35 protein-coding genes are annotated in these 23,295 nt (G+C 54.2%); all 35 read left to right on the top strand.

The annotated features are described in order from the left end of the window. Nucleotides 1-109: 109 nt before the first annotated feature. The 35 genes from R8377_RS06400 to rplQ all read left to right on the top strand — a co-directional run bounded on the left by R8377_RS06400 (nt 110) and on the right by rplQ (nt 23,227). Nucleotides 110-805, top strand: coding sequence for a hypothetical protein (locus R8377_RS06400; protein WP_317642673.1), 696 nt, complete (start codon nt 110-112; stop codon nt 803-805). 3 nt (nt 806-808) lie between these two features. After that, entirely contained in the window at nt 809-1,519 is a 711-nt protein-coding gene (locus R8377_RS06395) for a hypothetical protein (RefSeq protein ID WP_317642671.1), read from the top strand. A gap of 37 nt (nt 1,520-1,556) precedes the next feature. Further along, nucleotides 1,557-2,654, top strand: a complete 1,098-nt coding sequence (locus R8377_RS06390; RefSeq protein WP_317642669.1) for a hypothetical protein — start codon at nt 1,557-1,559, stop codon at nt 2,652-2,654. Continuing rightward, nucleotides 2,645-3,361 carry an ABC transporter ATP-binding protein gene (locus R8377_RS06385; protein ID WP_317642667.1) on the top strand — a complete coding sequence of 239 codons (717 nt, stop codon included), beginning with the start codon at nt 2,645-2,647 and terminating at the stop codon, nt 3,359-3,361. Before R8377_RS06390 ends, R8377_RS06385 begins: the two co-directional genes overlap by 10 nt. Continuing rightward, the gene (locus R8377_RS06380; protein ID WP_317642666.1) at nt 3,358-4,437 is read left to right on the top strand and encodes a hypothetical protein; all 1,080 of its coding nucleotides are present in this window, start codon (nt 3,358-3,360) and stop codon (nt 4,435-4,437) included. The genes R8377_RS06385 and R8377_RS06380 overlap by 4 nt, the downstream gene beginning before the upstream one ends. 252 nt (nt 4,438-4,689) lie before the next feature. Further along, the gene (gene adhE, locus R8377_RS06375; protein ID WP_317642665.1) at nt 4,690-7,428 is read left to right on the top strand and encodes a bifunctional acetaldehyde-CoA/alcohol dehydrogenase; all 2,739 of its coding nucleotides are present in this window, start codon (nt 4,690-4,692) and stop codon (nt 7,426-7,428) included. Nucleotides 7,429-7,806: 378 nt separating this feature from the next. Next, nucleotides 7,807-8,115, top strand: coding sequence for a 30S ribosomal protein S10 (gene rpsJ / locus R8377_RS06370; RefSeq protein WP_006295278.1), 309 nt, complete (start codon nt 7,807-7,809; stop codon nt 8,113-8,115). Between the two features lie 16 nt (nt 8,116-8,131). After that, nucleotides 8,132-8,785 carry a 50S ribosomal protein L3 gene (gene rplC / locus R8377_RS06365; RefSeq protein WP_317642661.1) on the top strand — a complete coding sequence of 218 codons (654 nt, stop codon included), beginning with the start codon at nt 8,132-8,134 and terminating at the stop codon, nt 8,783-8,785. A 5-nt stretch (nt 8,786-8,790) separates the two neighbouring features. After that, nucleotides 8,791-9,465, top strand: coding sequence for a 50S ribosomal protein L4 (gene rplD / locus R8377_RS06360; protein WP_317642660.1), 675 nt, complete (start codon nt 8,791-8,793; stop codon nt 9,463-9,465). Nucleotides 9,466-9,470: 5 nt separating this feature from the next. Continuing rightward, nucleotides 9,471-9,767 carry a 50S ribosomal protein L23 gene (gene rplW, locus R8377_RS06355; RefSeq protein ID WP_317642659.1) on the top strand — a complete coding sequence of 99 codons (297 nt, stop codon included), beginning with the start codon at nt 9,471-9,473 and terminating at the stop codon, nt 9,765-9,767. 34 nt (nt 9,768-9,801) lie between these two features. Continuing rightward, on the top strand, nt 9,802-10,632 hold the full coding sequence (gene rplB / locus R8377_RS06350; RefSeq protein WP_317642658.1) for a 50S ribosomal protein L2: 831 nt from the start codon (nt 9,802-9,804) through the stop codon (nt 10,630-10,632). A 15-nt stretch (nt 10,633-10,647) separates the two neighbouring features. Next, on the top strand, nt 10,648-10,926 hold the full coding sequence (gene rpsS, locus R8377_RS06345; protein ID WP_033504332.1) for a 30S ribosomal protein S19: 279 nt from the start codon (nt 10,648-10,650) through the stop codon (nt 10,924-10,926). Nucleotides 10,927-10,947: 21 nt separating this feature from the next. After that, nucleotides 10,948-11,307 carry a 50S ribosomal protein L22 gene (rplV, locus tag R8377_RS06340; protein WP_317642657.1) on the top strand — a complete coding sequence of 120 codons (360 nt, stop codon included), beginning with the start codon at nt 10,948-10,950 and terminating at the stop codon, nt 11,305-11,307. Continuing rightward, nucleotides 11,307-12,152 carry a 30S ribosomal protein S3 gene (gene rpsC / locus R8377_RS06335; RefSeq protein ID WP_317642656.1) on the top strand — a complete coding sequence of 282 codons (846 nt, stop codon included), beginning with the start codon at nt 11,307-11,309 and terminating at the stop codon, nt 12,150-12,152. Before rplV ends, rpsC begins: the two co-directional genes overlap by 1 nt. A 3-nt stretch (nt 12,153-12,155) precedes the next feature. Next, nucleotides 12,156-12,575, top strand: coding sequence for a 50S ribosomal protein L16 (rplP, locus tag R8377_RS06330; protein ID WP_317642655.1), 420 nt, complete (start codon nt 12,156-12,158; stop codon nt 12,573-12,575). Then, entirely contained in the window at nt 12,575-12,841 is a 267-nt protein-coding gene (gene rpmC, locus R8377_RS06325) for a 50S ribosomal protein L29 (RefSeq protein ID WP_317642654.1), read from the top strand. The genes rplP and rpmC overlap by 1 nt, the downstream gene beginning before the upstream one ends. 2 nt (nt 12,842-12,843) lie before the next feature. After that, a complete protein-coding gene (rpsQ, locus tag R8377_RS06320; protein WP_317642653.1) occupies nt 12,844-13,110 on the top strand; it encodes a 30S ribosomal protein S17 in 267 nt (88 codons plus the stop codon). Between the two features lie 82 nt (nt 13,111-13,192). After that, the gene (gene rplN / locus R8377_RS06315) at nt 13,193-13,561 is read left to right on the top strand and encodes a 50S ribosomal protein L14 (RefSeq protein ID WP_317642652.1); all 369 of its coding nucleotides are present in this window, start codon (nt 13,193-13,195) and stop codon (nt 13,559-13,561) included. 1 nt (nt 13,562) lies between these two features. Further along, entirely contained in the window at nt 13,563-13,898 is a 336-nt protein-coding gene (rplX, locus tag R8377_RS06310) for a 50S ribosomal protein L24 (RefSeq protein ID WP_317642651.1), read from the top strand. Beyond that, nucleotides 13,895-14,467 carry a 50S ribosomal protein L5 gene (gene rplE, locus R8377_RS06305; RefSeq protein ID WP_317642650.1) on the top strand — a complete coding sequence of 191 codons (573 nt, stop codon included), beginning with the start codon at nt 13,895-13,897 and terminating at the stop codon, nt 14,465-14,467. The genes rplX and rplE overlap by 4 nt, the downstream gene beginning before the upstream one ends. A gap of 1 nt (nt 14,468) precedes the next feature. Continuing rightward, entirely contained in the window at nt 14,469-14,654 is a 186-nt protein-coding gene (locus R8377_RS06300; protein WP_317642649.1) for a type Z 30S ribosomal protein S14, read from the top strand. 80 nt (nt 14,655-14,734) lie between these two features. Next, entirely contained in the window at nt 14,735-15,133 is a 399-nt protein-coding gene (gene rpsH / locus R8377_RS06295; protein WP_317642648.1) for a 30S ribosomal protein S8, read from the top strand. A 16-nt stretch (nt 15,134-15,149) separates the two neighbouring features. After that, nucleotides 15,150-15,689, top strand: a complete 540-nt coding sequence (gene rplF, locus R8377_RS06290) for a 50S ribosomal protein L6 (RefSeq protein ID WP_317642647.1) — start codon at nt 15,150-15,152, stop codon at nt 15,687-15,689. A 1-nt stretch (nt 15,690) separates the two neighbouring features. Then, nucleotides 15,691-16,062 (top strand): 50S ribosomal protein L18, encoded by a 372-nt coding sequence (rplR, locus tag R8377_RS06285; protein WP_317642646.1) that lies wholly within the window; start codon nt 15,691-15,693, stop codon nt 16,060-16,062. After that, nucleotides 16,059-16,826 (top strand): 30S ribosomal protein S5, encoded by a 768-nt coding sequence (gene rpsE, locus R8377_RS06280; RefSeq protein WP_317642645.1) that lies wholly within the window; start codon nt 16,059-16,061, stop codon nt 16,824-16,826. Before rplR ends, rpsE begins: the two co-directional genes overlap by 4 nt. Further along, entirely contained in the window at nt 16,826-17,011 is a 186-nt protein-coding gene (gene rpmD, locus R8377_RS06275; RefSeq protein WP_317642644.1) for a 50S ribosomal protein L30, read from the top strand. The genes rpsE and rpmD overlap by 1 nt, the downstream gene beginning before the upstream one ends. Nucleotides 17,012-17,013: 2 nt before the next feature. Then, nucleotides 17,014-17,490 (top strand): 50S ribosomal protein L15, encoded by a 477-nt coding sequence (gene rplO / locus R8377_RS06270; protein WP_317642642.1) that lies wholly within the window; start codon nt 17,014-17,016, stop codon nt 17,488-17,490. 175 nt (nt 17,491-17,665) lie between these two features. Next, entirely contained in the window at nt 17,666-18,994 is a 1,329-nt protein-coding gene (secY, locus tag R8377_RS06265; RefSeq protein ID WP_317642640.1) for a preprotein translocase subunit SecY, read from the top strand. A 130-nt stretch (nt 18,995-19,124) separates the two neighbouring features. Further along, the gene (locus R8377_RS06260) at nt 19,125-19,703 is read left to right on the top strand and encodes an adenylate kinase (RefSeq protein ID WP_317642639.1); all 579 of its coding nucleotides are present in this window, start codon (nt 19,125-19,127) and stop codon (nt 19,701-19,703) included. Between the two features lie 325 nt (nt 19,704-20,028). Next, nucleotides 20,029-20,247, top strand: coding sequence for a translation initiation factor IF-1 (gene infA, locus R8377_RS06255; RefSeq protein ID WP_004268611.1), 219 nt, complete (start codon nt 20,029-20,031; stop codon nt 20,245-20,247). A 23-nt stretch (nt 20,248-20,270) separates the two neighbouring features. Further along, on the top strand, nt 20,271-20,384 hold the full coding sequence (rpmJ, locus tag R8377_RS06250; RefSeq protein WP_003814578.1) for a 50S ribosomal protein L36: 114 nt from the start codon (nt 20,271-20,273) through the stop codon (nt 20,382-20,384). A gap of 132 nt (nt 20,385-20,516) precedes the next feature. Then, nucleotides 20,517-20,894, top strand: a complete 378-nt coding sequence (rpsM, locus tag R8377_RS06245; protein WP_317642635.1) for a 30S ribosomal protein S13 — start codon at nt 20,517-20,519, stop codon at nt 20,892-20,894. 80 nt (nt 20,895-20,974) lie between these two features. Beyond that, a complete protein-coding gene (gene rpsK, locus R8377_RS06240; RefSeq protein WP_317642634.1) occupies nt 20,975-21,373 on the top strand; it encodes a 30S ribosomal protein S11 in 399 nt (132 codons plus the stop codon). A gap of 75 nt (nt 21,374-21,448) precedes the next feature. Beyond that, nucleotides 21,449-22,444 carry a DNA-directed RNA polymerase subunit alpha gene (locus R8377_RS06235; RefSeq protein ID WP_317642633.1) on the top strand — a complete coding sequence of 332 codons (996 nt, stop codon included), beginning with the start codon at nt 21,449-21,451 and terminating at the stop codon, nt 22,442-22,444. A gap of 126 nt (nt 22,445-22,570) precedes the next feature. Beyond that, a complete protein-coding gene (gene rplQ / locus R8377_RS06230; RefSeq protein ID WP_317642632.1) occupies nt 22,571-23,227 on the top strand; it encodes a 50S ribosomal protein L17 in 657 nt (218 codons plus the stop codon). Nucleotides 23,228-23,295: the final 68 nt, after the last annotated feature.

Here is a 23,295-nt window from a genome sequence, read left to right as displayed (position 1 = left end):
ACTGCAAAGTATCCTAATCAGATTGTTACTCAAGCTGTAAATGGGAATCCAAGAAATCATAATGATGGTGCACTTGCATACTAATATTCAGAATAATTAGGAGATTGCTATGAAAAGCAGACGGACAGGGGCGATTATTGTTGCCTTCCTTCTTTCTTGTGCGACAGTCCTTGTTCTGTCTGCTTGCGCAAGCTCATTGGATTCCGAGAGTGGCACTTCTTCATCGACTGCTGAAAAATCAGCGAAGTCGTCAAAAAAGGGAGAGGGGAGTAAACTAGCTGCATCAATCGGTGAGTATGCGGATAGTATCCTTTCTAGAGGCCAGACATCTGATTTTCAGACGGAGATTTTGAAACGGACTGTACAAGAAGGTTCCATGCCTGCTGGTGATTATGAGAATTCTTGGAGCATGTTTAAACGATGTATGTCAGACAAGGGTTTTCCTGAGTTAAGCTATAACAAAACTGACAATGGAATTTATGATATTTTCGTTAATTCTGAAAAAACGCCTAATTTAACTGGTGGACTGTACGACAATGCCTACAGCTTCTGTATCCTCGACTACTTTTCGGATGTGGCTGACGTATATGAGAAGCAGGTGGGTAATCCTAAGCTATATTCGGTTCCTGAAGAGGCTGCTGTAGATTGTCTGCATCACATGAATCTCGTACCCAAGAATTATACTCTAGAGGATTTTAACAACGAGGTAAAGGGCTCCAAAGGCTCTAGCTTCGATATTAAGAATAATGCAGTTCAGGAATGCTTAGTGCCTAACGGTATTTACCTGCTAGATGCAAGGAAATGAGCTGTGGGTATGCAACAAGCGCGAAGAAAGTTAATGAGTCGTTCTTTGGTAACTTGTTGCGCTCTTCTACTTTGTCTTTCTGCATGTGGTGGGGAAGTTGGCAGTTCTGATAAGGCCCAAGAGTCAGGTTCGCCTTCTGACGATAACTTCCAAGGTGTCTTTCAAAGTACCGGTGAGAAAATGGCAACTTCGATAGCTGTTTTAGCTAGGAAGAGGATAGATGAAACTGATCCATCTGACTTTCAAAAACAGATTTTGGAGAAAGCAGTTAGCCAAGGCTCTATAAGTACCGGTGACTATGAGAACGCTTGGGCTTCGTTCAAACGGTGTTTTACAGAAAAAGGTCATGGCGACATTAGCTTTGAAAAAACTAGTAACGGTATCTATGACCAGACTTATGACGTGCCTTCTGACTCTCCGGCTGAAGCTGACAAAATTCAAAAAGATTTTCAACTATGTTCAAGTGAGTATAGTTCAGAAATCTCATATATATATGAGTTGCAAGTAGGTAATCCCAATTTGTACTCAAATCCACGTGAAGCTGCACTCGATTGCTTGCATAAGTCGGGGGCAGTTCCCAAGAATTATAGTCTTCAACAATTGAATAAAGATATTAGCTCAGGGCCAGATGCAACAATAGATGTATTCAGTAGTCCGGTTCAGAACTGTTTTGTGCCCAACAATATCTTTCTCTATGATTTAAGCAAAAAGTAGTTACGTCTGACGGGGGACGGCGGGGAGAGGGGCCGATATGGTTACAGATGATAGAGAGCAGTTGGACTCCGCCGTTCCACAACAGCAAATTCAGCGCGCTCGGTCTGTGGGCTGGCAGTGGGTGTTGGTGGCGGTGGTCGTTACTGCTGCTGTGAGTGTGGGGGTATGTGCTCTTGTGTTGCCTGATAAGGCACCGCAGCTTCTCGACGCCCCGTCGAGTGTGAATACGGCACCGGTGGCTCGCCAGACTTACGAAGGTCGTAAGCAAGTCAGTGTGATTCCACAAATGAGTGCCAAGCGTGAGCTGGTGAGTAATACCTCTGGTACGCTGACTTCATTGTCGACTTCTTCGACTTTGAAATCTGGGCAAACAGCTTTTAGCGTTAATGATAGGCCTGTGCTGGCACTCGCCTTAGAAACGCCTCCATACAGGGAGCTGAAAATTGGGGATACAGGCAATGATGTTAAGGCTCTCAATGTTGAGCTGTCTCGCCTCGGTTACTCTTCATCGTACTATTCCACTTCGTATACGGCCGCTACCGCAGCTGGTTGGCATCAGCTTTTGAAAGACAATGGGCTCAAGCCAGAAGGTGACTTCACGGTAGATAGCATGGTCTGGCTACCCGCGCCGGCAGTTAATATTTCCTCCTGGGCGCAGCAAACGGGTATGGCGATTCAATCAGGGGCACCTATTGCGGAGGTTCCGGGTTCTGTTCTTAAGCTATCCATTAAGAACGGTCCGCCGCTTGACCGTGAGCAGACGTTAACCATTTTTGGCGAGACTGGCAAGTTACCGGCTGGAACTATCGAAACAACAGATGCTGATTTTTGCAACAGAGTGGCTGCCAAAACGGAGTTCGCTGCATATACGGCAGAGGAACTGAAAGCTGGCTTAGACGGTTCTCTCGCGTTTGCTCAGCCGGTAGAGGTGCTGCGAGTGCCGGCCGCTGCCATTGTAGGTATTAAAGAGAGCAAGGGCTGTATTGTGTCGGAAGGCAAAAGCAGAAAAGTTTCAATTGTTGGTTCTGAGCTTGGTGTGAGCTTGGTCCAGGTGGAAGAGGAAAGTGCGCAGGGATCAGTTCAGATTCAACAGGTAGATTTAGGCGCAAGATTGGCGCAAGTGAAATGTTCGTGAGCGTAGAAGATTTAGGCCACCGCTTCACAGGTACCGATACTCTTTTCGAGCATGTAACTTTCACTGTTGAGTCCGGGCAAACCTTGGCGGTCTGCGGGCCTTCAGGTTGTGGTAAATCTACACTCATGTCAATTTTGGCAGGTTGGCAGACACCGACAGCGGGCGTGGTGAACTTGGATGGAGTTGGGCGAATTGGTTGGGTCTTTCAAAACCCCTACGGGGTGGCTCAGCGCTCGGCTCTGGACCATGTAGTCTTACCTCTGTTGGCTAAGGGAGAGCGGCGGAAGCAGGCGGAAATTCGCGCTGTTGAGACCTTGCGACTCTTCGATTTAGAGGCGACTGCTATGCGGCCTTTTTCGGCACTCTCAGGTGGTGAAGCCCAGCGGCTTATGCTCGCGCGTGCGGTCTGCTCTCGCCCTGACCTTTTGCTGGTAGACGAACCGACAGCTCAGCTTGATACTCGCACTGCGCATTCGATAAGCCGTGTGCTAGGTAATTTAGCAGGGCAAGGTATGGCTGTCGTTGTGGCTACGCACGATGAAGATACTCGCGATGCCTGCCAGAGCGCCATTGACCTTGCTGACTATGCTCCAAACGAGGCTAAACAACCTGGGGCAATGGCTGTGGAGCTGTGCGATGACACTAGCCAAGTAACCATATCTGAACTGCCAACTGTCGCGGCTGAAGGCAATGGGAGGCAAACATGAGATTGTCCTCTATATGTTCTGAAGCTTGGCGAAACTTAACTTGCGGCACTGCCAAGCTGGCTTTGATGGTGGTCATTACCGCTGTTTTAGGTTTGCTTATGGGTGGCTACGAAGCAGCAACTATCTCAACCTTGCAGAACCAAGCTCGGACCCGTGTTCAGGCTCATGCTGATGTGAAAATGCTATTGGGGGAGCACGTGGATGGGGTGACATGCGAACGCCTCACACAAGCTAGCGGTGGCCCCTCTTCTTCGGGAGCTTTCCGTAAAGGTCCTCAAATAACTCCTCTGGCTACGCCGGGTATGGACCTTGCTTCCTTCCAGATTACGTCGGGTCTGCTTTCTATCCTTTCGACTGATCCATCTGTAAAGGTAGATCCTTCCGGCACTTGGGTTTCGAGCGACCTAGCTCGTGATTTTGGCTTGAATGTTGGTTCGGTATTGCCTACAGACCACGGTGATGCTCATATTGCTGGCATTTTTGACTGGCCCAATGATGGGCGCGATACTCGGTTGGCATACGCGCTGGTAACGCCGGTTGCGGCATCAGATGGCAGCTTCCAAGAGTGCTGGGCGCAACAATGGCCGCTTTCCCCAGATTTGGATGCGCTGATGAAGGTGGCGCAACCAGTGGGCGGAGCTGATAGTAAAGGTGCCGCAACTACCCTTTTGAATAAAGGTTTTGACTCGCATTATGACGGGCTTGCCTCCTATCGAGCAAGGCTTACTCGATGGATGCCTTACCTGGCTGTTGTTGTGGGTATTTTCATGGGAGTGTGGTCAGTAATTCGTCGCCGTTTAGAATATGCCGGAGCGCTTCATTCTGGGCAAGATAAAGGTTCTCAACTCCTGACTGTGGCATTGGAAACTGTGATTTGGCTTTTGTTGGGAACGGCGGCCGCAGTCGGCGGGCTAGTTGCCTTGGTCTATCTCACAGCGCCCGCTGACCAAGAGTTGATAGTGCTTACTGCTCTACGCTCGCCTGTGGGTTTGCTAGCTGGCACTCTAATCGGTGCCTTAGGTGCGGCTCTATCTATTCGTCAGTCTCAGCTCTTCCGCTATTTCAAAAACCGTTAGGCACGGTTGAAGAGCCCAAGAATAAACAAACACTGTTTACCGTTATATGAGCACAAAGGTAACAATTGCACTCGCGACACGCCGGAGAAGTGAACTTGGGCTGCTGAGAGCGAAGAAGGTAGTGCCCTACCGGTAAATTGTGAAACTGGTCACATTATGTGTCAGAAGTATTCGATTGAGACAGAGGCGCCGCATCCTATACGGGGGTTGAACCCTAGGGCAGGCGCAAGGCATGCTGTTGAAGGAGGGGCCGTGGTTTCGGCACAGAAAAAATCATCGACGACGCAGAGCGACGAGCAGGCCAAGGTAAGCGCTGAGGCTGAAGTCGACAATCTGGTAACCCGAGCTCAATCGGCTCTGGTTGAATTTGAGAAACTTGATCAAGAGCAAGTAGACCGCATCGTGGCAAAGGCTTCAATCGCGGCTCTCAATAAGCACTTAGTACTGGCAAAGATGGCTGTTGAAGAGACCGGCCGTGGCTTGGTTGAAGACAAGGCTACTAAGAACATCTTTGCCTGCGAGCATGTCACCAACCACCTCTCGCACCAGCGCACGGTCGGCATCATTAACGAGAACGATGTAGACGGCATCATTGAGATCGCTGAGCCAGTAGGCGTTGTTGCAGGCGTTACGCCAGTTACCAACCCCACTTCAACGGCCATTTTTAAGTCGCTCATTGCTTTGAAGACCCGCTGCCCAATCGTATTCGGCTTCCACCCCTTCGCTCAGAAGTGCTCTGCTGAGGCTGCTCGCATTGTGCGCGACGCCGCTATCGAAGCAGGTGCTCCCAAGGATTGCATTCAGTGGATTGAGCATCCATCTATTGAGGCAACGGGCGCTCTTATGCAGCATCCGGGCGTGGCAACGATTCTTGCCACCGGTGGCCCCGGCATGGTCAAGGCCGCTTATTCTTCCGGTAAGCCCGCCCTCGGTGTCGGTGCCGGCAATGCTCCTGCATACGTCGATAAAGACGTGAATGTGACTCGTGCAGTCAACGATTTGGTGCTCTCCAAGCACTTCGATTACGGCATGATTTGCGCCACCGAGCAGGCCATCATTGCCCACAAGGACATCTACGATCGCCTAGTTGCAGAGATGAAGCGCCGCAAAGCCTACTTCGTTAACGCCCAAGAAAAGGCTTTGCTTGAGCAGTACATGTTCGGCGTGACTGCTTACGCCAGCGAAGGTGCTCCTGCTCCTAAGCTCAATTCCACGGTGCCGGGCAAGTCTCCTCAATACATCGCCCGCGAGGCCGGTTTTGAGATTCCTGAGGATGCCACCCTTCTTGCTGCTGAGTGCAAGGAAGTGGGCGAGATGGAGCCTCTCACGATGGAGAAGCTGGCTCCCGTTCAGGCTGTGCTTGGCGCCAACGATAAGGAACAGGCCTTCAAGATGTGCGAGCAGATGCTCGTTCATGGTGCTGGCCACACGGCGTCTATCCACACAGACAACGAAGAGCTGGTGCGCGAGTACGGCTTGCGTATGCACGCCTGCCGCATCATTTGGAACCAGCCTTCCTCCTTGGGCGGTATCGGAGATATCTACAACTCCATCGCCCCCTCACTGACCTTGGGCTGCGGCTCCTACGGCGGCAATTCCGTATCGGGCAACGTCCAAGCGGTCAACCTCATTAACGTCAAGCGGATTGCGCGGAGGAACAACAACATGCAGTGGTTCAAGGTGCCATCTAAGACTTACTTCGAGCCGAATGCTATTAAGTATTTGCGTGATATGTCAGGCATTCATCGTGCCGTCATCGTCTGCGACAAGGTCATGGAGCAGTTGGGTGTTGTCGACAAGATTATCGACCAGCTGCGTCTTCGCCCGGATGCTGTCACCTTCCGCACTATCGACTACGTTGAGCCTGAGCCCAGCGTGGAGACTGTGGAGCGCGGCGCTCAAATGATGCGCGAGGAGTTCAAGCCCGACACCATTATCGCGGTAGGCGGCGGTTCTCCTATGGACGCTGCCAAGATTATGTGGCTGCTCTATGAGCACCCAGAAATCTCCTTCTCCGATGTGCGCGAGAAGTTCTTCGACATCCGCAAGCGCGCCTTCAAGATTCCGCCGCTGGGGGAGAAGGCCAAGCTGGTCTGCATTCCTACCTCTTCGGGAACGGGCTCGGAAGTCACGCCATTCGCTGTCATCACCGACCACAAGACCGGCTACAAGTACCCCATTACCGACTATGCGCTCACTCCTACAGTGGCTATCGTCGACCCAGTTTTGGCCCGTACGCAGCCGAAGTCTCTGGCTTGCGATTCTGGCTTCGATGCTTTGACACACGCCACTGAGGCCTTTGTATCGGTGTATGCCAACGACTACACAGACGCTATGGCCCTGCATGCTGCCAAGCTCATTTGGGATAACTTGGCTCCTTCGGTCAATGAGGAGCCGGGTGAGGCAAAGATTCATGCCCAGGCCAAAATGCACAACGCAGCTACGATGGCCGGCATGGCTTTCGGCTCAGGCTTCTTGGGCATGTGCCACGGCATGGCCCACACTATCGGCGCTCTATGCCACCTGATTCACGGACGTACGAATGCTATCTTGCTGCCGTACGTGGTCCGCTACAACGGTCAGGTTCCACAGGAGTCGACGTCTTGGCCCAAGTACAGCGAATATATCGCTGCTGAGCGCTACCAGGAATTGGCAAAAGAGCTGGGCATCAAGTCCTCTTCCCCCGCTGAGGCAGTCGAAAAGTACGCTCAGGCTTTGGAAGATTATCGTGACAACAAGCTGGGCATGGATTCCACCTTCCAGGCTGCCGGTGTCGACGAGGATTACTTCTGGAGCATTCTCGATCAGATTGGTACTCGCGCTTACGAGGATCAGTGCACCCCAGCCAATCCGCGTGTGCCTCAGATCGAAGATATGAAAGATATTGCAATTGCTGCTTATTACGGCATTACTCAGGAAGAAGCCCATATCCGTCGCGTAGCGCGTCAGGGTGAGGCTGCAACTGAGGAAGCATCGCAGCGAGGCAAGTAGCGAGCCCACCTGTTCGAAGGCCATGTGAACTGAAAAACAGGTGATGAAACCACTCAGCAAGAGCTCCAAGCTGGCGACCAGTGAATAAGGGTCGTTAAGGCTTGGGGCTCTTGACGTTTGCGGACCTATATATCAACGACACGCCCGGATTATGCTAGGGCCCCCCTCGTGCTTTAATTGTACAGTTGCCTCTTTTGGGGCTCGCACTTTGTAATCAAAATAGCGAGCGTAGCGCAAGAGTTTCTTCCCAGTTGCTCTTGTGTCCGCGCATTGATGTGGATTGGTTGAGCGGGCGTAGTGTCCGTTGAGCCATAAGCGCCGATGCCCTGAATGCAGGTTGGTAAACAGTTAACTCATCGCTAGAAAGGGCGGACGGCAATGGCGGGACAGAAAATCCGCATCAGGCTTAAGTCCTATGACCATGAGGTCATCGACCAATCGGCGAAGAAAATCGTCGAGACGGTGACGAACGCGGGCGCAACAGTTGTTGGCCCCGTTCCGCTACCGACAGAGAAGAACGTGTATGTTGTCATCCGTTCTCCTCACAAGTACAAGGACTCTCGCGAGCACTTCGAGATGCGGACGCACAAGCGCCTCATTGACATCGTGGACCCCACTCCTAAGGCAGTGGATTCCTTGATGCATATCGATCTGCCTGCAGACGTCAACATCGAAATCAAGCTGTAAGGGAGGAGGGAACCGCATGACTCGAGAGCAGAAAAACACTACTGCACTGCTGGGCCGCAAGCTTGGTATGTCGCAAGTATGGGACGAGAACGGCTTCTTCGTCCCCGTAACGCTGGTTGATGTTTCGACCAACGTTGTAACAGCGGTCAAGACTGAAGACACTGACGGCTACAAGGCTGTTCAGATTGGCTACGGTCAGATTGACCCTACTAAGGTGACTAAGCCTCTAGCTGGCCACTTTGCTAAGGCCGGTGTCACTCCTCGCCGTCACCTCGTAGAGGTGCGCACTGAGGATGCCGACAAGTATGAGCCTGGCCAAGAACTCGCCGTTGATTTGTTGCCTGAAGGCAGCGAAGTAGACGTTACGGGCACCACTAAGGGTAAAGGCTTCGCCGGTACGATTAAGCGCTGGGGCTTCAAGTCCTATCGTCGTACCCACGGTTCTCACAAAAACGAGCGCCGCCCCGGTTCCGTGGGCGCTTGCGCTACGCCGAGCCGCATTCTAAAGGGCAAGCGCATGGCTGGCCGTATGGGCCACGATACTTCTACCGTGCAGAACCTCACGATTGTCTCTGCAGACACTGAGAACGGCATCATCGCAGTTAAGGGTGCCATTCCTGGTCCTCGCGGCTCGATTGTCGTTGTCCGCTCGGCAGTGAAGGGAGCTTGATTCTTATGGCAAGCGTAACTTTGAACATCACTGATGCAAAGGGCAAGGCAGCTGGCTCCGTTGAGGCACCTGCTGATATCTTCGGCATTTCCGCAGAAGATGTTCACGATCACATTCCGCTGATTCACCAGGTAGTTCTGGGTCAGCTGGCTGCTGCTCGTCAAGGCACTCACTCGGCAAAGACCCGCGCTGAGGTCTCCGGTGGCGGTAGGAAGCCTTGGAAGCAGAAGGGCACCGGTCGTGCTCGTCAGGGCTCCATCCGTTCTCCACAGTGGGCCGGCGGCGGCGTGGCACATGGTCCCGTCCCTCGTGACTACTCACAGAAGACTCCCAAGAAGATGAAGGCCGCAGCTCTGCGCTACGTCCTGTCCGACCGCACTAACGCTGGCCGTACTCACATCATCGACTTCGGTATCGGTGAGCAGCCCTCCACTAAGAGTGCTATGGGTGCTCTTGTGCCGGTAGTTGCCGAGCGTTTCACCACGATCGTCTTCTCCCGTGACGAGATTAACGAGTGGCTCTCCGTAAGGAATCTGCCTACTGTCCACACGATCTTCGCTGATCAGTTGAACACCTATGATGTGGTCACTGCTGAGGACGTCGTCTTCACCAAGGAAGGCTTCAACGCTTTCATTGAGGCGAAGAATGCGGCCAAGGCTGAGACTGCGAAGGAGGCCTGATTTACATGGTAGCTATTCACAAGCCAGCACACGACATCATCATCAAGCCGGTCGTTTCCGAGAAGAGTTATACCAACTCGGATCGCGGCCAGTACACTTTCGTGGTTGATCCTGATTCCAACAAGGTTGCTATCAAGCAGGCCATTGAGCAGATCTTCAACGTGAAGGTGACTTCGGTCAACACCCTCAACCGCCAGGGCAAGCGTACTCGTACTCGCACAGGCTACGGCCGTCGCGTCAACGAGAAGCGCGCCATCGTTACGGTGGCTGAAGGTCAGTCAATCGATGTCTTCGGTAACTGAAGGCTAGCCGAGAAAGTTAAGGAAGAACTAGATTATGGCTATCCGTACATATAAGCCGACGACCGCGGGCCGTCGCAACGCTTCTGTTTCGGATTTCTCCGAGATTACGCGTTCCAAGCCCGAAAAGTCGTTGGTTCGCAAGAAGAACCGCACTGGCGGTCGTAACTCTTACGGCCGTATCACCAGCCGCCACCGCGGTGGTGGGCACAAGCGTCAGTATCGTCTTATCGACTTCCGTCGTTGGGACAAGGATGGCGTGCCAGCAAAGGTTGCTGAGATCGAGTACGATCCCAACCGTTCCGCTCGCATTGCCCTCCTGCACTTCGCAGATGGTGAGAAGCGCTACATCGTTGCTCCTGAAGGTGTCAAGCAGGGCGATGTTATCGAGACTGGTCCTCAGGCTGATATTAAGCCTGGCAACAACCTGCCTCTGAGCAACATCCCCACTGGTACCATTGTGCACGCGATTGAGCTGCGTCCCTTGGGTGGTGCAAAGATTGCTCGTTCCGCAGGCGCCGGCGTACAGCTGGTTGCTAAGGATGGCGCTTACGCTCAGCTGCGTATGCCCTCGGGCGAAATTCGCAACGTCGACGCTCGTTGCCGTGCAACGGTTGGTGAGGTCGGTAACTCCGAGCATGCCAACATTGAGCTCGGTAAGGCAGGACGTGCCCGTTGGCTTGGCAAGCGGCCCCACACTCGTGGTGAGTCCATGAACCCGGTCGATCATCCGCATGGTGGACGTACGCGCGGTGGCAAACCGCCAGTGTCTCCGTGGGGCAAGGGAGAGGTTCGTACTCGTCGTCCGAAGAAGGCTTCGAACAAGATGATTGTGCGCCGCCGCCCCAATGGTAAGAACCGCAAGTAAGGGAGTGTCGAAAAGATGACTCGTAGCATCAAGAAGGGCCCATTCGTCGACGCCCACTTGCAGAAGAAAGTCGACGCGCAAAATGAGAAGGGCACGCATGAAGTCATTAAGACTTGGTCGCGCCGTTCGATGATCACCCCGGACTTTATCGGTCACACATTCGCTGTGCACGATGGTCGCAAGCATGTTCCAGTTTTCGTGACTGAAGCTATGGTTGGCCACAAGCTCGGTGAGTTCGCCCCCACGCGTACCTTCAAGGGTCACGTGAAGGATGACAAGAAAGCACGCCGCTAAAGGCGAGGAAGAGAAAGACACATGGAAGCTAAAGCAATTGCCCGTCACGTACGCGTGACGCCGCGCAAGGCTCGCCGCGTCGTCAACCTCATCCGAGGCAAGCGTGCGACTGAAGCCGTGACTATCCTAAAGTTCGCTCCTCAGGATGCAGCCGTTCCGGTTCGCAAGGTCTTGGAGAGTGCCATCGCCAATGCTCGTGTCAAAGCAGATAAGGCCAATGAGCCTTTCCGCGAGAACGACTTGGTGATTACTGAGACCTATGTAGACGAAGGCGTAACCATGAAGCGGTTCCGTCCCCGTGCTCAGGGTCGTGCAGCTCGTATCAACAAGCGCACCAGCCATATCACGGTTGTCGTGGCCGACAAGGAAGGAGCCCGATAATGGGACAGAAAATTAACCCGTTTGGGTACCGACTCGGCATTACCGAAGAGCACCGCAGCAAGTGGTTCTCTGACTCTCAGAAGCAGGGAGAGCGTTACCGCGACTTCGTGCTCGAGGACGACAAGATCCGCAAGGAGATGAACAAAGACTTGGAGCGCGCAGGCGTTTCCAAGATCATCATCGAGCGCACCCGTGATCGCGTCCGCGTTGACATCCACACTGCCCGTCCAGGCATTGTTATTGGACGTCGTGGCGCGGAAGCCGAGCGAGTGCGTGCCAAGCTGGAGAAGATCACTGGCAAGCAGGTACAGCTCAACATCTTCGAGGTGAAGAACGCTGCTATCGACGCTCAGTTGGTCGCTCAGGGAATTGCTGAGCAGCTGACCAACCGCGTCACCTTCCGCCGCGCAATGCGTAAGGCTGAGCAGGACGCTATGAGGGCCGGTGCCAAGGGTATCCGCATCAAGCTGTCCGGCCGTCTTGGCGGAGCGGAAATGAGCCGTTCTGAGTTCTACCGCGAAGGTCGCGTGCCGCTGCAGACGCTGCGTGCACTGATTGACTATGGCTTCTTTGAAGCTCGCACTACTTACGGCCGTATTGGCGTAAAGGTGTGGATTTACAAGGGAGACATGACCGAGCGTGAGTTCGACGAGCAGCAGGCCCAGCAGGGTAACCGCGGCCGCCGTGGTTCCGATCGCCGTCCCCGCAGGGGTGCTCGCCCCTCCGAAGGTCGTACGCGTCAGCGTCAGGCCGAGGAGCAGGCGAACAGTGGCGTAGCCACGCCGCCAGCTGAGGCCGCATTGACCGAGGCTACGGCTCCGGTCGCAACGGAAGCAAAGGAGTGAGCTGTGCTTATCCCAAAGAGGGTTAACTACCGCAAGCAGCATCGTCCCACGCGTAGGGGCATGTCTAAGGGCGGCAATGAGATCGCTTTCGGCGATTTTGGCATTCAGGCGCTGGCCCCGACATATCTGACTAACCGTCAGATTGAGGCTGCTCGTATCGCCATGACTCGTTACATCAAGCGCGGTGGTCGTGTGTGGATTACGGTCTTCCCTGATCGCCCGCTGACTAAGCACGCTCTCGGATCTCGAATGGGTTCCGGTAAGGGAGCTCCTGAGTTCTGGGTTGCTAACATTCACCCCGGCCGTGTGCTTTTCGAAATCGGTGGTGTGAGTGAAGACGTCGCTCGCGAGGCTCTGCGCCGCGCAATCGACAAGCTTCCTATGAAGTGCAGGATTATTGCGCGCGAAGGCGGTGACATCTGATGACAGTCGGAACAGCCGAATATTCAATCAAGAGTCTGAACGAGAAGACTGATGCAGAAATTGAGGACTTCCTCAAGAAGTCCAAGGAAGAGCTGTTTAACCTGCGCTTCCAGGCTGCAACCGGTCAGCTCGAGAACACCTCTCGTCTCAAGGCTGTCAAGCACGACATCGCCAGGATGTACACCGTCCTGCGCGAACGCGAGCTCGGCATGAGCCAGGCGCCCGAAGGTGCAGACAGCAGCAAGAGCGAAGCTGAGGAGAAGTAAGCATGGCTGAAGAGCAGGAGCGCAACTTCCGTAAGGTTCGTCGTGGCTACGTCGTCTCCGACGCGATGGATAAGACCATCGCTGTCGAGATTGAACAGCGTTCGACTCACCCCCTTTACGGTAAGGTTGTTCGTTCAAACCGTACGGTCAAGGCTCACGATGAGCTCAACGAGGCTCACGTCGGAGACTTTGTCTCCATCATGGAGACTCGGCCTCTGAGCAAGACCAAGCGCTGGCGTTTACAAGAGATTGTAGAACGCGCAAAGTAACAAGTTCGGCAAGGCTTCGCATGCACCGTCCCCGGTAGGGAGTATGGTGCATGCGGAGAACCAGCTCGGCTAAGGAGAATCAATGATTCAGCAGGAATCGCGACTTCGCGTCGCTGACAACACGGGTGCTAAGGAAATCTTAGCTATCCGCGTGCTCGGCGGGTCGAAGCGACGCTATGCCGGCATCGGCGATGTCATTGTCGCCTCCGTCAAGGATGCAATCCCCGGCGGGTCGGTCAAGAAAGGCGAGGTCGTTAAGGCCGTCGTCGTCCGTACTACAAAGGAGCGTCGTCGTCCAGATGGCTCCTATATCAAGTTTGACGAGAATGCTGCTGTCCTTTTGGGCAACGGGCGTGAGCCCCGCGGCACCCGTATTTTCGGGCCGGTCGGACGTGAATTGCGCGACAAGCGCTTCATGAAGATCGTATCTCTCGCACCGGAGGTGATCTGAGATGGTAGCCAAGATTAAGACCGGCGACCAGGTCAAGGTCATCCGCGGCAAGGATCGCGGTAAGGAGGGCAAAGTCACTAAGATTCTGCCTAACGACCGTCTGATCGTTGAGGGCGTGCAAATCGTCAAGAAGCACATGAAGGCCGCACAGCAGGGCCAGCAGTCCGGCATTGTTTCGGTTGAGGCACCAATCCACCGTTCTAACGTAATGGTGATTGATCCTGAGACCAAGCAGGCCACCCGCATTGGTGTTGTGGTCAAGGAGGAGGCACGCGAAGGCAAGATTAAGCTTGTTCGCACGCGCGTCGCCAAGAAGTCAGGCAAGGAGCTGTCATGAGCGATACAACCGTTGAAGCACCGGCAGTCCCTCGTTTGAGGCAGAAGTACATCGAGCAAATCGTGCCCGAGTTGGAGAAGGAATTTAAGTTCTCTAACCCAATGCAGGTGCCGAAGATCGAGAAGGTCGTCGTCTCCATGGGAGTCGGCGCAGCAGCTCGAGATTCTAAGCTCATCGAGGGCGCAATCAAGGATTTGACTGCAATCACCGGCCAGAAGCCCAAGGTAACGAAGGCTAAGAAGTCTGTGGCTCAGTTCCACTTGCGTGAGGGCCAGGCCATCGGTGCGTATGTCACCTTGCGTGGCACCCGTATGTGGGAGTTCCTCGATCGTCTGCTCACCCTTGCGCTGCCACGTATCCGCGATTTCCGCGGTATCAGCGGCAAGCAGTTCGATGGTCAGGGTAACTACAACTTCGGCCTCACGGAGCAGGTTGTTTTCCATGAGATCGACCCTGATGACATCGATCATCAGCGTGGTATGGACATCACCGTGGTGACCACCACCAAGAACGATGAGGAAGCTAGCGCACTGCTCAAGCAGTTGGGCTTCCCCTTCAAGGAGAACTGAAATGGCAAAAACCGCTCTAAAGAATAAAGCGGCGCGCAAGCCTAAGTTCAAGGTGCGTGGCTATACACGTTGCCAGGTCTGCGGTCGTCCTCATTCCGTATATCGCAAGTTCGGCCTATGCCGCATTTGCCTTCGCAACAAGGCTCATGCAGGCGAGTTGCCCGGAGTTACGAAATCCAGTTGGTAAATATCGACGCTGAAGGTCCGTGGCCCGAGCAGGAAACTGCCGGGCGACGGAAACCACGGCGAGGAAGGGCATAAGCCCACATGACAATGACAGATCCAATCGCAGACATGCTTACGCGTCTGCGCAATGCGAGTGCGGCAAAGCACGAAACCGTGGAAATGCCGTATTCCAAATTCAAGGCAGCTATCGCGCAGATTTTGAAGCGTGAAGGCTACATTGCTGACTTCGCGGCTAAGGAAGCTCGCGTGGGCCAGACTCTTGAGATCACTCTCAAGTATGGTTCTCACGGTGAGCAGAGCCTCGAGGGCATTAAGAGGGTTTCTAAGCCTGGCCTGCGTCGTTACGCAAAGTCAGACTCCCTGCCAATGCCTTTGGGCGGCTTGGGTGTAGCCATCATCTCGACTAGCTCGGGCTTGATGACTCAGAAGGAATGCCTCGACCGGGGCATTGGTGGCGAAATCGTCGCCTACGTGTGGTGAGAAAGGAGAGCTGAACATGGCATCGCATATTGGTAAGCTCCCCGTCGCCATTCCGGCGGGCGTAGAGGTCTCTTTCAAGGGACAGGTCTTTTCGGCCAAGGGCCCTAAGGGCACTGATTCCTTCACTCTGCCTGAGTGCATTAGCGGCAAGGTTGAAGAAAACGAGATTGTTCTGGTTCCAGCTAACGATGAGCGCCCAACTCGCGCTGATCACGGTCTGAGCCGTTCTATCGTAGCTTCGATCGTTGAGGGTGTCTCCAAGGGCTTCTCGAAGCACTTGATGATTGTTGGTACGGGTTACCGTGCCGCAGCCAAGGGCAAGGGCCTTGAGCTCTCCTTGGGCTACTCTCACACGATTACGGTGGAGCCTCCTGAGGGCATCACCTACGAACTGCCTAATGCCAATGAAATCATTGTGCACGGCACCAACAAGCAACAGGTCGGTCAAGCGGCTGCAAACATTCGCAGGCTTCGTGCTCCAGAACCCTACAAGGGCAAGGGCATTAAGTATCAGGATGAGCACATCCTACGCAAGGCAGGAAAGGCTGGTAAGTGATATGAGCGTCGCAATTCGCGGTAAAGGCAAGAAGGTTGCCCGCCTGCGCCGTCACGCCCGCCTGCGCAAGCGCATTCAAGGCACTGCTGAGCGTCCACGTTTGGTCGTTACCCGCAGCAATCGCAACATGATTGCTCAGATTGTGGATGACACCAAGGGTCTGACGCTGGTAAGCGCCTCGACTCTGGCTGGTGACTTCCCCAAGGTTGAAGGCAATAAGACTGATGCCGCTCGTAAAGTTGGCGAACTGGTCGCCAAGAAGGCTAAGGATGCTGGCATTACTAGCGTGGTCTTTGACCGCGGTGGTAACCGGTACCACGGCCGCGTCGCAGCGGTTGCAGAAGGCGCCCGTGAGGGAGGTTTGGCACTGTGAGCGATAACGAGACGACAAAGGAAACCCAAGTGGCTGAAGAAGCACAGACTGCTCAGTCGAGCGAGTCCAGCAACGGGGGCAACAATGATGAGCGTCGCGGCCGCCGCGGTGGCCGTGGTGATGGCCGTCGTGGAGAAGGCCGTCGTGGTGAGCGTCGTGGCCGTCGTGGTCGTGACGAAAACCATGGTGACGAACTGCTCGACAAGGTTGTCACCATCAACCGTGTCTCCAAGGTCCACAAGGGTGGCCGTACTTTCAGCTTCGCGGCTCTCGTAGTCGTAGGCGATGGTAAGGGCACCGTGGGCGTAGGCTACGGCAAGTCCCGTGAGGTCCCCGCAGCAATTGCAAAGGGCCAGCTGGACGCTAAGAAGCACATGTTCACCGTTCCCCGCATCCGCGGCACCATTACCCACCCGGTAATCGGTCACGATGCAGCCGGCACGGTGCTCCTGAGGCCCGCAGCTCCCGGTACCGGTGTAATCGCCGGTGGCGCGGTGCGTGCAGTCATGGAGTGCGCAGGCATTACCGACATCTTGACCAAGTCCATGGGCTCGGCCACCGCTGTCAACGTAGTGCGTGCAACTGTTGCAGGCTTGAAGGCTCTCGAAGAGCCCGAAGAGATCGCAGCACGTCGTGGTCTGACTTTGGAAGAGGTCGCTCCCGACTCCTTGCTGAAGTCTCGCGCCGCAGGCATCGCTGAGGCTCGCAAGGCCCGCGAAGAAGCCAAGGCTAAGGCAACTTCTGACCAGAAGGATGGTGAGTGATGAGCAAGCAGCTGAAAATTACGCTGGTTAAGGGCTTCGCAAACCAGACTGAACGCCAGAAGGTGAACGCACAGTCCCTCGGACTGCGCAAGATCGGTCAGACTGTCGTTATCGACGACACTCCTGTATACCGGGGCATGATCGACAAGGTTCGTCACTTGGTCACTGTTGAGGAGGCAGACTAATTATGGCTACCAAGAACTCCGCTGAGACCGAAGAGACCAACATCCTGCGTATGCACGATCTGCGTCCGGCACCAGGTGCCAACCGCGATCGTATTCGCGTGGGCCGTGGTGAAGGTTCCAAGGGTAAGACCTCGGGCCGCGGTATGAAGGGTACGAAGGCACGGTACCAGGTACGTCCTGGTTTCGAGGGTGGTCAGCTGCCGCTCTACATGCGTCTGCCCAAGCTGCGTGGCTTCAAGAGCCCCTTCAAGAAGGAATATCAGGTCGTCAACGTGGGTCGGCTCTCCGAGCTCTTCCCCGAGGGCGGCGAGATTACTGCTGAGAATCTGTCCTCCAAGGGCGCTGTGCGCTCTGGCTACCCGGTGAAGGTACTGGGCGAGGGCGATGCACAGGCAGCCTTCACACTCAAGGGTGTCAAGGTTTCGTCATCGGCACGCACCAAGATTGAAGCCGCAGGTGGGTCGGTCTCTGAGGACTGATTACACTGGGGCTGATCTAGAAGTACAGCAATAGTAATCGGCTCTCCCCGTCAGTACGGGCGGGAGCCGATTGCATTTGTGTATTCATGCATTGACCGGTGCATCCGATATGATGACACAGGAAGTTGTTAGCGCGGCATGGGGTGAGCCGATGCGCTGTTAGGGAGGAATCCAGGTGAGGACGTTAATCCAGGCCTTCAAAACCAAAGAGTTGCGGAAGAAGATCTTCTTCGTCTTTGGTATCATTATTATCTACCGCATAGGTTCTTTCATACCTACGCCAGGGGTAGATTATCCAGCAGTGCAGCAGTGCTTAACCTCTGCTGGCAACGAGGACTTCATAGGGCTGGTTAATCTCTTCTCCGGTGGTGCTCTCTTACAGCTGTCTATCTTCGCTTTGGGTATTATGCCGTATATTACGGCATCCATCGTGGTGCAGCTGCTGCGAGTGGTTATTCCTCGCTTTGAGGCTCTCCACAAGGAAGGTCAGTCAGGCGAGGCTAAGCTCACTGAGTACACTCGTTACCTGACCATAGGACTTGCTATTTTGCAGTCCACGACTATTTTGGTTACCGCTCGCTCTGGCGCACTATTTAACAATGCCTGCCAAGAGAAGGTTATCCCCGACGGTTCTGTCTGGAACTTCATCGTGATGATTCTAGTCATGACTGGTGGTACAGGTCTGATCATGTGGATGGCCGAGCTTATCACTGAAAAGGGCATCGGCAACGGTATGTCGGTCCTGATTTTCACTTCCATTTGCTCCGGCTTCTTGCCTCAGCTCTGGAACATCGGTTGGGGCACCAACGGCAAGGATGGCGACTGGAAGAAGTTCGGCATCGTCGTGGCAGTCCTACTGGTTATTCTTATCTTCGTCAACTACGTTGAGCTCTCGCAGCGCCGTATTCCGGTGCAGTACACTCGCCGCATGATTGGTCGCAAGATGTATGGCGGCTCTTCAACCTACCTGCCGCTCAAGGTCAATATGTCAGGTGTTATTCCTCCCATCTTCGCCTCGTCTATTCTGGCTATTCCAACTCTGGTCTCGCAGTTCGGTAAGTCCGATCAGTCTTGGGTCAAGTGGATTAATACTAACTTGGCAAACACAACCAGCGTCTGGTATATCTGCCTTTACTCCTTGATGATTGTCTTCTTCTGCTTCTTCTATACGTCCATCACTTTCAACCCTGATGAGACTGCAGACAACATGAAAGAGTACGGCGGCTTCATCCCAGGCATTCGTGCTGGTCGTGCTACCAGCCGTTACCTTTCGTATGTGATGAACCGTCTGAACACGGTAGGCGCTGTCTACTTGCTCTTCGTGGCTCTGATTCCTACCGTACTGATTATGCTGCTTCAGATTAGCGGTAAGCTGCCCTTCGGCGGTACCACAATTTTGATTATCGCTGGCGTGGGTCTCGATACCTTGCGTCAGGCGAAGGCACAGACCGAGCAGTTCCAGTACACCGGCTTCTTGCTGGAAGGCGATTACAAGGAAGGCTGAAAGTTTCAATCGCCTGCGCGCGAGCGAATACTTTCGTAAATTATGAACTCTAATCCGGCTGTAGCGTCAATCGCCCAGCCGGATTATCTGTATATATCTGTTGACTAACCTATAAAGAAAAGGATGAATCATGGCACAACGACTGCTGATTATGGGTCCTCAAGGCGTTGGAAAAGGCACGCAGGCTGCTCTCCTGGCCGAACATTACGGCATTCCAGCCATTTCCACCGGAGACATCTTCCGTTATAACTTGAAGAATGGCACGCCACTGGGTAAGGAAGCGCAAGGCTACATCGACAAGGGTGAGCTAGTTCCAGACGAGCTGACTAATAAGATCGTCGAAGACCGCTTGGGCATGGACGATGCCAAACAGGGTTGGATTCTTGATGGTTATCCTCGCTCTGCTTCCCAGGTCGAGGCACTTGACGCTATGCTTCAGAACTTGGACACGCCTCTGAGCGCCGTCGTAGCCTTGGATGCTGACCGCACTGTGCTCATGGAGCGGATGGAGAAGCGCGCCAAGATTGAAGGACGTACCGATGACACTCCTGAGGTCATCGCCAAGCGTCTAGATGTGTATGCACACGAGACTAAGCCATTGCTTGACGTATACGGAGAGCGTGGCGTGCTCATTCGAGTTGATGGAGTGGGAGAGATCGCGAGCATCTCGAAGACCATAATTGATCAACTCGACGCCCTACATGCCTGAGCAAGGCTGAGCAGAAAACGGGCCAAGTACTGGTGTTTCCGGTACTTGGCCCGTTCTCCATAAACACACAGGCGATTGCGGTGCTGTAGACTAGACCAATTCCCGCCAGAGCTAGTGAGTAAGTGAGAGTACGAAACAGCTGGTGAAACCCCTGACGACATAAGCATCGTGGTCCTCTTGTGGTTTTGTACGGTAACCAGTTGGCTGCAAGTTCAGCGGACAGCAACACGCTTTGAAAAACATAGCATTTCGCGTATGCTATACTAGCAAGTTGGTGTGTCTTAAGATGCGCCTAGTAATCAGCCAACGAACGGATTGAAGGCTCATGGCAAAAGATGGTGTGATCGAAGTTGAAGGTCGAGTAGTGGAGGCATTGCCGAACGCAATGTTCCGCGTCGAACTGGAGAATAAGCACATCGTTTTGGCTACTATCTCGGGCAAGATGCGCAAGAACTATATTCGTATTCTGCCGCAGGATAGGGTAGTGCTAGAGATGAGCCCCTACGATTTGAACCGCGGTCGTATTACGTACCGGTATAAGTAAGGTACAAGAAGCAAAGGAATACCATGAAGGTCAGCCCTAGTGTGAAGAGGATCTGCGAGAATTGCCGCGTGATCCGTCGTCACGGCCGCGTCATGGTAATCTGCACCAACCCGCGCCATAAGCAGCGCCAAGGCTGAGCAGATTTCCAGCGGCACAATTCAATAGGCGTCAAGTCACAGCCCCCGCAAGGCTGAACCCCGAGCACGCAGGCTCGGGCTGGGAAACCAGAGGACTTGGTGCACGACCTGCGTGAACAGAAGGAATCGAGCATGGCACGTCTTGCCGGAGTCGACATCCCCAATGAGAAGCGCGTCGAGATAGCTCTCACCTACATCTTCGGTGTAGGGCGCACTCGTGCAAAGGAAACACTCGCCGCGACTGGTATTAGTCCAGATATTCGCGTCAAGGATCTCACGGATGAGCAGCTAGTTACGCTGCGTGATTACCTCGAGGGCAACTACAAGATCGAGGGTGATTTGCGTCGTGAGATTGACGCTGATATTCGCCGGAAGATCCAGATTAATTGCTATCAGGGCCAGCGCCACCGCAGGGGACTTCCCGTGCGTGGTCAGCGCACCAAGACCAACGCCCGTACCCGCAAGGGCCCGAAGCGTACAGTCGCCGGAAAGAAGAAGGCGACCAAGTAAGGTCGTTCGGGTTCAAGCAAAAGAGCTTAACCCGACAATAAGTAAGTAATCTTTAAATCGTTAGAAGGAAACGAGGATCAATGGCAGCCACAAAGCAGGCCTCGCGCAAGCCTCGTCGTAGGGATCGCAAGTCGGTTCCCGTCGGGCAGGCGCACATCAAGTCTACGTTCAACAACACTATCGTCTCTATTACCGATCCCTCAGGTGCAGTTGTCGCCTGGGCTTCCGGTGGCGATGTCGGCTTCAAGGGGTCACGTAAGTCGACCCCCTACGCAGCAGGTATGGCTGCTGAGTCGGCCGCACGCAAAGCGATGGAACATGGCGTCAAGAAGGTTGACGTCTTCGTGAAGGGTCCCGGCTCTGGCCGCGAGACCGCAATCCGCTCTCTCCAGTCCGCAGGGCTTGAGGTCGGCTCCATCTCTGATGTCACTCCACAGGCACACAATGGTGTCCGTCCACCCAAGCGCCGTCGCGTCTGAGCACTAGAAAACCATTAAGTCCACCCGCGAAGACCGGTGAGTGCACCACCGGTCGGAGCTGAAAGGATAAGAACAGTGCTTATTGCACAGCGTCCGACACTTACTGAAGAAGTTGTCAATGCCCAGCGCTCACGGTTCACTATCGAACCCCTGGAGCCTGGGTTTGGCTATACTCTCGGCAACTCTCTGCGTCGTACCCTGCTGAGCTCGATTCCGGGAGCGGCCGTTACCTCGGTTCGTATTTCCGGTGCCCTGCACGAATTCACCACGCTTCCCGGCGTGGAAGAAGACGTAACGGAAATCCTGCTCAACATCAAGAACATCGTGCTCACCAGTGAGTATGACGAGCCGGTCGTCATGTATTTGCGTAAGAGCGGCGAAGGTGAAGCCAAGGCTGGGGACATTACCCCTCCTGCTGGTGTCACCGTTGCCAATCCCGACCTACATATTGCGACTTTGGCCGAAGACGGAGAACTCGAAATCGAGTTCACTGTTGAGCGTGGCCGCGGCTACGTGCAGGCTCAGCTCAATAAGCAGGATTCCGATGAGATTGGCCGTATTCCAGTCGACTCCATCTACTCTCCTGTGCTCAAGGTCAGCTACAAGGTCGAGGCTACGCGTGTTGAACAGCGTACCGACTTTGACAAGCTGATTCTTGACGTTGAAACCAAGCCGGCTATTTCGCCGCGCGATGCTGTGGCCTCCGCGGGCTCTACCTTGGTAGAGCTCTTCGGTCTGTGCCGCGACCTCAACGTACAGGCAGAAGGTGTTGAGATTGGCCCAGAACCAGTTGCAGAACAAACAGACCCTGAGATGAATGTCCCAATTGAGGACCTCAACCTCACTCAGCGTTCTTACAACTGCCTCAAGCGTGAAGGTATTCACACTATTGGTGAGCTTGTTGCTCGTACCGAGCAGGATTTGCTCGACATTCGCAACTTTGGCATGAAGTCTATAGACGAAGTGAAGGAGAAGCTCGAAGGAATGGGCCTCTCTCTCAAACCGTCACCAATTGGCTTCGATACCGCCAACCTTGAGGGTGGAACCTTCTTCTCGCCGGAGGATCAGTGATCTCATAAGAGGTCTACTTACGGAGCGGGCGACGGCAAAAGAAAGCGTCCGCTCCCACAATAGCCTTCTCACTCGGATGTTCGGGCGTATGCCCACCTGGGTCGAGAAGCAATACAAGGAGATATCATGCCACAACCGAAAAAGGGTCCACGTCTGGCTTCCAGCCCGGCCCATGAGCGTTTGATGCTGGCCAACATGGCTACCAGCCTCTTCGCTAACGGTCAAATTACTACGACACTGCCCAAGGCCAAGCGTCTGCGCCCCTTGGCTGAGCGCCTCATCACCTTCGCCAAGCGCGGAGATTTGAGCTCTCGCCGTCGTACCATGCGCGTCATTCGCGACAAGTCCGTAGTCCACAAGCTCTTCACCGAGATTGCAGAGCAGATGGCAGAGCGTGAGGGCGGCTATACCCGCATTACTCACATTGCTCCCCGTAAGGGCGACAATGCGCCTCAGGCCATTATCGAGCTCGTAACTGAGCCGCTGTCTGCCAAGAAGTCCACTGTGCGTGAAGCTGAGGCTGCTACTAAGCAGGCCGCAAAGCTTGATGACGAGGAGATGGCAGCAGCAACTGAAGCCGCTATTACTGAGGGCATGGCTGAAGATGCTACCAAGCAGGCTGTAGCCGCAAACGAGTCCGGCGAGAATGTTGCAGAGGCTGATCAGGCTGCTGTAGATCTGCAGAAGGAAGCCAAGAAGGACGAAGCTGCTGAGGCCTCCGCTGAGGAGAATGCCGATGTAGCAGAAGAAGCTGCTGAGGCTGCCGAAGGTAGCGACAAGTAGTCGTCTGAGTTGAGCTGTACAGCAGACTCAACATAAGGCATTGTATGGGCTGGGGCCAAACCCCGGCC

Origin of the sequence: Bombiscardovia apis (genome assembly GCF_033095945.1) — a bacterium.
In the GTDB taxonomy this organism is placed as follows: domain Bacteria; phylum Actinomycetota; class Actinomycetes; order Actinomycetales; family Bifidobacteriaceae; genus Bombiscardovia; species Bombiscardovia apis.
Note: the sequence above shows the minus strand (reverse complement) of the source record. Positions and strands in the feature narration are given on the sequence as shown.

Excerpts from the sequence above, each read along its gene's own strand:
- R8377_RS06400 (WP_317642673.1), top strand. The coding sequence starts at position 110 with ATGAAAAGCAGACGGACAGGGGCGATTATTGTTGCCTTCCTTCTTTCT.
- R8377_RS06390 (WP_317642669.1), top strand. The coding sequence starts at position 1,557 with ATGGTTACAGATGATAGAGAGCAGTTGGACTCCGCCGTTCCACAACAG.
- R8377_RS06385 (WP_317642667.1), top strand. The coding sequence starts at position 2,645 with ATGTTCGTGAGCGTAGAAGATTTAGGCCACCGCTTCACAGGTACCGAT.
- R8377_RS06380 (WP_317642666.1), top strand. The coding sequence starts at position 3,358 with ATGAGATTGTCCTCTATATGTTCTGAAGCTTGGCGAAACTTAACTTGC.
- rpsJ (WP_006295278.1), top strand. The coding sequence starts at position 7,807 with ATGGCGGGACAGAAAATCCGCATCAGGCTTAAGTCCTATGACCATGAG.
- rplC (WP_317642661.1), top strand. The coding sequence starts at position 8,132 with ATGACTCGAGAGCAGAAAAACACTACTGCACTGCTGGGCCGCAAGCTT.
- rplD (WP_317642660.1), top strand. The coding sequence starts at position 8,791 with ATGGCAAGCGTAACTTTGAACATCACTGATGCAAAGGGCAAGGCAGCT.
- rplW (WP_317642659.1), top strand. The coding sequence starts at position 9,471 with ATGGTAGCTATTCACAAGCCAGCACACGACATCATCATCAAGCCGGTC.
- rplB (WP_317642658.1), top strand. The coding sequence starts at position 9,802 with ATGGCTATCCGTACATATAAGCCGACGACCGCGGGCCGTCGCAACGCT.
- rpsS (WP_033504332.1), top strand. The coding sequence starts at position 10,648 with ATGACTCGTAGCATCAAGAAGGGCCCATTCGTCGACGCCCACTTGCAG.
- rplV (WP_317642657.1), top strand. The coding sequence starts at position 10,948 with ATGGAAGCTAAAGCAATTGCCCGTCACGTACGCGTGACGCCGCGCAAG.
- rpsC (WP_317642656.1), top strand. The coding sequence starts at position 11,307 with ATGGGACAGAAAATTAACCCGTTTGGGTACCGACTCGGCATTACCGAA.
- rpmC (WP_317642654.1), top strand. The coding sequence starts at position 12,575 with ATGACAGTCGGAACAGCCGAATATTCAATCAAGAGTCTGAACGAGAAG.
- rpsQ (WP_317642653.1), top strand. The coding sequence starts at position 12,844 with ATGGCTGAAGAGCAGGAGCGCAACTTCCGTAAGGTTCGTCGTGGCTAC.
- rplN (WP_317642652.1), top strand. The coding sequence starts at position 13,193 with ATGATTCAGCAGGAATCGCGACTTCGCGTCGCTGACAACACGGGTGCT.
- rplX (WP_317642651.1), top strand. The coding sequence starts at position 13,563 with ATGGTAGCCAAGATTAAGACCGGCGACCAGGTCAAGGTCATCCGCGGC.
- rplE (WP_317642650.1), top strand. The coding sequence starts at position 13,895 with ATGAGCGATACAACCGTTGAAGCACCGGCAGTCCCTCGTTTGAGGCAG.
- R8377_RS06300 (WP_317642649.1), top strand. The coding sequence starts at position 14,469 with ATGGCAAAAACCGCTCTAAAGAATAAAGCGGCGCGCAAGCCTAAGTTC.
- rpsH (WP_317642648.1), top strand. The coding sequence starts at position 14,735 with ATGACAATGACAGATCCAATCGCAGACATGCTTACGCGTCTGCGCAAT.
- rplF (WP_317642647.1), top strand. The coding sequence starts at position 15,150 with ATGGCATCGCATATTGGTAAGCTCCCCGTCGCCATTCCGGCGGGCGTA.
- rplR (WP_317642646.1), top strand. The coding sequence starts at position 15,691 with ATGAGCGTCGCAATTCGCGGTAAAGGCAAGAAGGTTGCCCGCCTGCGC.
- rpmD (WP_317642644.1), top strand. The coding sequence starts at position 16,826 with ATGAGCAAGCAGCTGAAAATTACGCTGGTTAAGGGCTTCGCAAACCAG.
- rplO (WP_317642642.1), top strand. The coding sequence starts at position 17,014 with ATGGCTACCAAGAACTCCGCTGAGACCGAAGAGACCAACATCCTGCGT.
- R8377_RS06260 (WP_317642639.1), top strand. The coding sequence starts at position 19,125 with ATGGCACAACGACTGCTGATTATGGGTCCTCAAGGCGTTGGAAAAGGC.
- infA (WP_004268611.1), top strand. The coding sequence starts at position 20,029 with ATGGCAAAAGATGGTGTGATCGAAGTTGAAGGTCGAGTAGTGGAGGCA.
- rpmJ (WP_003814578.1), top strand. The coding sequence starts at position 20,271 with ATGAAGGTCAGCCCTAGTGTGAAGAGGATCTGCGAGAATTGCCGCGTG.
- rpsM (WP_317642635.1), top strand. The coding sequence starts at position 20,517 with ATGGCACGTCTTGCCGGAGTCGACATCCCCAATGAGAAGCGCGTCGAG.
- rpsK (WP_317642634.1), top strand. The coding sequence starts at position 20,975 with ATGGCAGCCACAAAGCAGGCCTCGCGCAAGCCTCGTCGTAGGGATCGC.
- rplQ (WP_317642632.1), top strand. The coding sequence starts at position 22,571 with ATGCCACAACCGAAAAAGGGTCCACGTCTGGCTTCCAGCCCGGCCCAT.